4 protein-coding genes are annotated in these 4357 nt (G+C 66.2%); 2 read left to right on the forward strand and 2 right to left on the reverse strand.

Annotated elements, in window-relative coordinates; translation table 11 throughout:
* Positions 1–240: 240 nt before the first annotated feature.
* Together EKL94_RS21840 and EKL94_RS21845 are read left to right on the forward strand one after the other, a co-directional pair.
* Positions 241–1116, forward strand: coding sequence for a LysR substrate-binding domain-containing protein (locus tag EKL94_RS21840; RefSeq protein ID WP_126930617.1), 876 nt, complete (start codon positions 241–243; stop codon positions 1114–1116).
* Positions 1117–1462: 346 nt separating this feature from the next.
* Complete coding sequence (locus tag EKL94_RS21845) at positions 1463–3343, forward strand: ATP-binding cassette domain-containing protein (RefSeq protein ID WP_126930618.1); 1881 nt, start codon at positions 1463–1465, stop codon at positions 3341–3343.
* A 171-nt stretch (positions 3344–3514) separates the two neighbouring features.
* Here EKL94_RS21845 and EKL94_RS21850 read toward each other — a convergent pair whose 3' ends face one another.
* Both EKL94_RS21850 and EKL94_RS22790 read right to left on the reverse strand, forming a co-directional pair.
* Positions 3515–3976 carry a c-type cytochrome gene (locus EKL94_RS21850; protein WP_126930619.1) on the reverse strand — a complete coding sequence of 154 codons (462 nt, stop codon included), beginning with the start codon at positions 3974–3976 and terminating at the stop codon, positions 3515–3517.
* Between the two features lie 9 nt (positions 3977–3985).
* Positions 3986–4357: c-type cytochrome (locus tag EKL94_RS22790; RefSeq protein WP_312023665.1), on the reverse strand; the 372-nt coding region annotated here is incomplete at its 5' end.

Consider the following 4357-nt stretch of genomic DNA (forward strand, 5'->3'; position numbering starts at 1 on the left):
AAAATTAATGTGTTGGGAAAATCAGTGTGGCTATATTGGGTTGATTATTTTTTTTTTTGTTCTTTTGTTTTTACGGGAGCCCGGACACACGAGATCTACCGGGGTAAGATCGTCGGAAGGCTCAGATGTGAATAAGGGACAGGGGCAGGGCTGGAGTGATGGGGGCAAGCGTGCGCCCGGGACGATGACCTGTAAAACGAATAATATGGGTGAAACCTACCCATCAAGAAGGTAAGTGCCATGCGCCTGACCTTGCGCCAGTTGCAGGTCTTTGTCGCCATCGCCGATCACGGCAGCACTACCGCCGCCGGCCAGGCCATCGCGCTTTCGCAATCGGCCAGCAGCGCCGCCCTGCAGGAGCTGGAAGCCCACTTCGGCACCCCGTTGTTCGACCGCATCGGCCGCCGCCTGGCGCTGAACGGGCACGGTCGCGCACTGCTGGAGCCGGCGCGTACCTTGCTGGTCAACGCCGCCGATCTGGAGCGGCAGCTGGCCGCCGGCGGCGACCCGTCGCAGGGTGCACCGCTGCGGCTGGTGCTGGCCGCCAGTACCACCATCGGCAATTACCTGCTGCCGCCGCGCATTGCCGAACTGCTGCGCCAGGCGCCACAGGCCGAGGTCGACCTGCGCATCGACAACAGTGCCGGCGTGGTTGCCGCCGTACAGCGGCTGGATGTCGATGCCGGCCTGATCGAAGGCCCGTGCCACGAACGCGGTCTGCAGGTCACGGCCTGGCAGCAGGACCCGCTGGTGATCGTGGCTGCCGCCGATGCCCCCGCTCGCTGGTCGCTGGACGAACTGCGCCGCGCACGCTGGCTGCTGCGCGAGCCCGGCTCCGGCACCCGCGAAGCCGTCGAACAGGCCCTGCTGCCGCACCTGCGCGGCTTCGCCCAGACCCTGCAACTGGGCAATACCGAAGCAATCAAGCAGGCCGCCATCGCCGGCCTCGGTCTGGCCTGCCTCTCGCGCCACGCGCTGGAAGAACCCTTGGCCCTCGGCCGCCTGCGCGTGCTGGACACCCCGCTGCCGGCACTGCAGCGCATGCTGTGGCTGGTACGGCATCCCGGCAAGCAGTGGCTGCCTGGGTTGCAGGCGTTGCTGGGGGACGTGGGGTAATTCATCAGAACCCCAGTCGACCCCATCCATCGACAGTTCTTGTGGCGCTCATCCACGCATGGCGTGGATCTACCGTGTCGACCAAGGTCGGCCCCCACCAGAGCAGAATGCCGTTCCGACAGATCGCGGAAATCTGTCGAAGGCGGGGTGGGTCCGGTTGCGGGGGCGTGAGCCGCATGGATGCGGCGACCGAGCCTACATGGACGTATTCACGGCGTCCCCCGCAACCGGACCCATCCCGCCATCCCACAGGAAACCAGCTTTTGACGTTGCTTTGGCTGTGGCCGTGGCCTCTGCGGGTGCCGGGTGCAACCCGGCCGACGCCCCCAACCCGTACAATATCCGGATGCCTCTGATTACCCTACAGAACGTCGACTTCAGCGTCGGCGGCCCGTTGTTGCTGGAAAAGGCCGAACTGTCGATCGAGCCGGGCGAACGCATCGCCCTGATCGGCCGCAACGGCGCCGGCAAATCCACCCTGCTCAAGCTGCTGTCCGGCGACCACAAGCCCGATGACGGCGAAGTCCGCGTGCAGCAGGGCGTGCGTGTCACCCGCCTGGAGCAGGAAGTGCCACACGGCGCGGCCGGCTCGGTGTTCGACGTCGTCGCCGATGGCCTCGGCGAACTGGGCCAGTGGCTGGCCGAATTCCACCACCTCAGCCATGCCGAGGTCTTCGACGGTGAAGCCCTGGGCAACGTGCAGGCCAAGATCGACGCCGCCAACGGCTGGGGCCTGGACCAGCGCGTCAGCGAAACGCTGACCAAGCTCGATCTGGACGGCGAGGCCGAATTCGGCCGCCTGTCCGGCGGCATGAAGCGCCGTGTGCTGCTGGCTCGTGCGCTGGTCTCCAGCCCCGATGTGCTGCTGCTGGACGAACCGACCAACCACCTGGACATCGAAGCCATCGACTGGCTCGAAGCGTTCCTGAAGGGGTGGAGCGGCAGCGTGGTGTTCGTCACCCACGACCGCCGCTTCCTGCGTGCACTGGCCACCCGCATCGTCGAGATCGACCGCGGCCAGGTCACCAGCTGGCCGGGCGACTGGGCCAACTACGAGCGCCGCCGCGAGGAACGCCTCAACGCGCAGGCGCAGGAAAATGCCCGTTTCGACAAGCTGCTGGCGCAGGAAGAAGTCTGGATCCGCCAGGGCATCAAGGCCCGCCGTACCCGCGACGAAGGTCGCGTGCGTCGCCTGAAGGCGATGCGCAACGAGCGCTCCGAACGCCGTGATCTCAGCGGCAACGTCAAGATGGAAGCGGCCCAGGGTGTCAGCTCGGGCAAGAAGGTCATCGACATCAAGGACATTTCGTTCGCCTTCGGCGATCGCACCATGGTCCGTGATTTCTCCACCACCATCCTGCGCGGCGACCGCATCGGCCTGATCGGCCCCAACGGCAGCGGCAAGACCACGCTGCTGAAACTGCTGCTGGGCGAACTGCAGCCGGCCAAGGGTGAGGTCAATGCGGGCACCAACCTGCAGATCGCCTATTTCGACCAGTACCGCGCGGTGCTGCGCGAAGACTGGAGCGCGATCGAGAACGTGGCCGAAGGCCGCGATTTCCTCGAGTTCAACGGCAAGCGCAAGCATGTGCATGCCTACCTGCAGGACTTCATGTTCACCCCGGAACGTGCGCGTGCGCCGATCACCCGCCTGTCCGGTGGCGAACGCAACCGCCTACTGCTGGCCAAGCTGTTCGCGCAGCCGTCCAACCTGCTGGTGATGGACGAACCGACCAACGACCTTGACGTGGAAACCCTGGAGCTGCTGGAAGAGCTGCTGGGCGACTACACCGGCACCCTGCTGCTGGTCAGCCACGACCGTGACTTCATCGACAACGTGGTGACCTCCACGCTGGTGATGGAAGGCGATGGCGTGATCGGTGAGTACGTCGGCGGCTACAGCGACTGGCAGCGCTATGCAGCCAGTGTGGCGACGCCTGCTGCGGCTCCGGCAGCCAAGCCGGCAGCAGCTGCACCGGCCGCCACGGCTACTGCTCCGGCGGCGCCCAAGCGCAAGCTGGCCTACAAGGAAGCGCGCGAACTGGAGCAGCTGCCGAAGACCATCGAGAAGCTGGAAGGCGATGTCGAAGGCCTGACCGCGGCGATGAACGACCCGTCGTTCTACACCCGCAGCAGCGCCGAAGTGACCGCGCACACCCAGCAGCTGGCCAAGGTGCAGGCCGAACTGGATGCCGCTTACGCGCGCTGGGAAGAGCTGGAAGGCTGAGCGGGAGCCGGGTCATGCCCGGCTGCAGTAGATCCACGCCATGCGTGGATGTCTGCATCCGTGCGGACCAAGGTCCGCACCCACCAATCAACGGTCCGTGCGGACCAAGGTCCACACCCACCAACCAACGGTCCGTGCAGACCAAGGTCCGCACCCACCGGGGGCCGGCGGTCATTTGACCCCGTGCAGATCCCGCAGCTGGCTCGGCCGGCTGCCGAAGTACGCCGCCAGATCGGCGATGTCCTGATCGCTCAGGTCCTTCGCCTGCGGCGTCATCAGCATGTGCTGGCGGTCGCCGGCGCGGTAGGCCTGCAGCGCATGGGCCAGATAGTCACCGTACTGCCCACCCAGCTTCGGATAGGTCGGATCGATCGGCGCATTGCCGTCGGCCCCGTGGCAGTCGATGCAGCTCTGGTTGGTGGCCTTGCCCTTCACCTTGGCGCGGGCTTCACCGGCGGCCTCGCGGCCCGGCGGCAGGCCGGCAGAGGACGAAGAACCGTGTTCGCCGCTGGCATGGCCCGGGTCGGCGGCGGATTTCTCGCTGTTTTCCACCTGCGACTGTGAGCAGGCGGCCAGCAGCAGGGCAACGGACAGGGCGATGGCGTGACGCATCGGATGCGCGGCTTTCGACATGGGCGGGCCTTACTTGACGGTGGACAGGTAAACAGAGAGATCGGCGATCTCCTGTTCGCTGAAACTCATCGACTGCGCCTGCATCGTCGGATGCCGGCGCTTGCCCTGGCGGTATTCGGTCAGGGCCTGGGCCAGGTACTGCTGGGTCTGGCCGCCGATCTTCGGCACCCGGTAACTGGGGTAGGCGTTCTTGTAGCCGGTGATGCCATGGCACCCCTGGCAGGTGTAGGCCAGGACACGGCCATTGTCGAAGTTGCCGGTGGGGGGCGCCGGGCCCGGCCCAGCGGCGGGGCCCGGGCCTGGCCGCCCCCCCCGGCCACTTCTCCAATGCTGGCCCTCTTCACAACCGTCAGCCGCCGCAGTCCCTACGCCGCTTGGCGG

Source organism: Stenotrophomonas maltophilia (assembly GCF_003970865.1).
GTDB lineage: Bacteria > Pseudomonadota > Gammaproteobacteria > Xanthomonadales > Xanthomonadaceae > Stenotrophomonas > Stenotrophomonas maltophilia_AR.

Excerpts from the sequence above, each read along its gene's own strand:
- EKL94_RS21840 (WP_126930617.1), top strand. The coding sequence starts at position 241 with ATGCGCCTGACCTTGCGCCAGTTGCAGGTCTTTGTCGCCATCGCCGAT.
- EKL94_RS21845 (WP_126930618.1), top strand. The coding sequence starts at position 1,463 with ATGCCTCTGATTACCCTACAGAACGTCGACTTCAGCGTCGGCGGCCCG.
- EKL94_RS21850 (WP_126930619.1), bottom strand. The coding sequence starts at position 3,976 with ATGTCGAAAGCCGCGCATCCGATGCGTCACGCCATCGCCCTGTCCGTT.